Consider the following 2578-nt stretch of genomic DNA (forward strand, 5'->3'; position numbering starts at 1 on the left):
CACCCCTGCCAACCCATACCGCCCCGGCCCCGACAGGTTCATGAGGCGGAGCGGACGGCGGAAGCAAAAGCAGTTTCTGGTGTCGGATTAAGAAAGAAAAGAAGGGGTCGGATCCGTTTTTCCTGCGGAAAAAGGCTCCGACCTCGATGGCCGTGTAGCGAAGCGACCCGCTTTGGCTCCTGCTCTTCTTTTTTTCTCTTCCGTGGGTGGACGCACACGGAAATTGTCGGAGGCCGGGCGGGTGGGCTGGGCAGGGGTGTCAGCCGCATGGATGCGGCTGCCAAGCCTACAAGGACGTACTTGCGGCGTCCCCTGCACAGTCCACCCGCCCGGCCAGACCACGGCTTCTGCTCTCAACGACTGCCCACCCACGAGGGGCTGCGCCGTTCGCTGCAAACTACGCCGAAGGCGACGGTTTCTGCTTCAGCAGACTCAACGCCAGTCCACCAACAACCAGCACGCCCAGCCCCAGCAACGCCCACAGCAACCACGCCTTCCAGTCGTGCTGCGGCTTCAGCGCTGCGTCACCGGCGAGCGCCTCCGGACTGCCCTCCAAGCGTGCCAGCGTCGGCTGCCACGACGGATCATTGCGCTGCCGCAGTTCCTCGATCAGCACCGTGATCGGCGCCTCCGCGCGGCGCGCGGTCGTACTGCCCACGGCCAGCGCGTAGGGCGCTGCGCCCTGGCTGAGGAACACCATCACTTCCGGTTGATAGCCCAGGCGCAGGGTCGGGGCGCTGGTGGTCTCCACCGGGCTCGCGACCAGCTTCCAGTAGCGGTCGCGGTACATGCCGCCCAACGGCTGTGCCGCCGATTGCTGGCGCTGGCCCGGGGCACCCTGCTGCAGCTGATAGGCGATCCAGGGCGCGCTGCGGCGCTGCCATTCGGCGCTTTCGTCGTCGCGGCTGAACAGGGTCCACTGCACCAAGCTGTTGTCGGTGCTGGCCACATCGGCCCGGGTCACCGGGAATCGCCCGTCCAGTTCAAAGGTGAATTCACCCTTGCCCTGCGCGGTCGGTGTCAGCGACAGCCACTCCCAAGGCACCGTTGCCGGTGCCGGCGGCAGCTCGGCCAATACACCGCGCAGCTCCGGCAGGCGCGCCTCGCCCTGCGGCAGGATCCGCAGGTAGCGCACATTGCTGTCGACCTGCAGACGTCGCTGCAGCAAGCGCTTGCCCGCACGCTGCAGGTCCACCAGGGGCACATCACGGGCGATCGACTGCCAGCGCTGCAGATCATCGCTGGCATCAAGCTGTACCTGCGCCTGCAGCGGCTGGCCACTTTCCGCCCAGTCCAGCACCAGCGCTGCCAGCGGCTGCTGGCCGAGCACGCTAGCATCGATCAACCAGCCGCCCTGCCCGTTCGCCACCGCGCCACCACCAAGCCTGGCCTCGACCCGGCGCACACGGCCGTCGGTATCGCGCTCGGTCAGCAGCTGCAGGTCGTTGCGCTGGGCCTCGGCCAGCGGTGGCAGCGCGAACCACGGCAGCTCGCGCTGCACCGGCGGCTGCGCCAACGGCTGGTCCGGCGCCAGCAGCGCCGATGGCAATGCCTGGCCGGCAGCGTTGAACACCTGCAGATCGCCCAGATCAGCGGCGCCTGCGCGGCGGTAGATCGCCGGCTCCAGCACCACCCGATAGGCACCGGACTGCGCGCTGGACAGGCTCAGTGGCCACTGTTCGGCGTACTGCGCGCGGTAGTCCGTGGCCTGCGCGGCAACCGCACCGGCCACGCCGAACAAGACCGGCAGCAACGCTCGGCTCCACTTACTCATTGGTTTTCCTCCACGGTTGGCGGCGCGCTCGGCGGCGCGGGCGCCAGGTAGCCCACGACGGTGCACAGCAGGCCGTAGGCAATGAACGATGCGATCCCCAGCAGGTTGCCCAGATGCTGGCGGTCGATCAGCACCAGCTTGGCCAGCACCACGGCCATCAACACGGCACCGACCATCCACAGCACACGCTGGCCGCGACGCGAGCCCCACACCCAGGCGATCACGCCGAGTACGCTCCACAACACGGTCAGGCTGGTCTGGGCCAGGCTGAAGCGGGCCATCGTCGGATCCCAGGCGACCCCACCCCAATGATGCACGCCATGCAGCACCGTGCTGGTCAACGCGATGAAACCGGCCACGGCCAGCACCGGCACACGCAACCGCTGCAGCGGCGCCGGTCCCTGCACGTCATACAGCCAGCGCGCGATCAGCAGCAGGCTGACCCACTGTGCCAGTTCGGCAGGATTGAGCAGCGGCAACCACGGCAACGGCGTGGCGTCGCCCGCGAGGGTCAGGCCGAACAACCAGGCCAGCGCCAGCACCGCGAAAATCACGCACTGCAGCGGCAGGCGCACCGGATCAAACGCAGCACCCAGCGGCCAGCGCAGCACGTTCCAGCGCCACAGCGACAGCGCTGCCAGCAGCAACCACGGCAGGGTGACCAGCAACGCGGTCCAGCCCTGCGCCAGGCGCGCGTCGCCGCCGCCCCACAGGGCCAGCAGCGAAAGCAGCGACGGCCACAGCAGCCACCACAGGAACTGCGCGATACGGGCCACGCCACCATTGCCCTGGCGCAGGCACAGC

The 2578-nt window shown here is 68.4% G+C and carries 2 protein-coding genes; both read right to left on the minus strand.

Annotation, left to right across the window (positions count from 1 at the left end; translation table 11 throughout):
* Window positions 1-397: 397 nt before the first annotated feature.
* Window positions 398-1774 (minus strand): DUF3999 domain-containing protein, encoded by a 1377-nt coding sequence (locus AB4Y84_RS18970; RefSeq protein ID WP_442244425.1) that lies wholly within the window; start codon window positions 1772-1774, stop codon window positions 398-400.
* On the minus strand, window positions 1771-2578 hold an 808-nt coding region (locus tag AB4Y84_RS18975; protein WP_442250659.1), incomplete at its 5' end, for a DUF2339 domain-containing protein. The genes AB4Y84_RS18975 and AB4Y84_RS18970, both read right to left, overlap by 4 nt.

Origin of the sequence: Stenotrophomonas sp. 2YAF22 (assembly GCF_052114665.1) — a bacterium.
In the GTDB taxonomy this organism is placed as follows: domain Bacteria; phylum Pseudomonadota; class Gammaproteobacteria; order Xanthomonadales; family Xanthomonadaceae; genus Stenotrophomonas; species Stenotrophomonas indicatrix.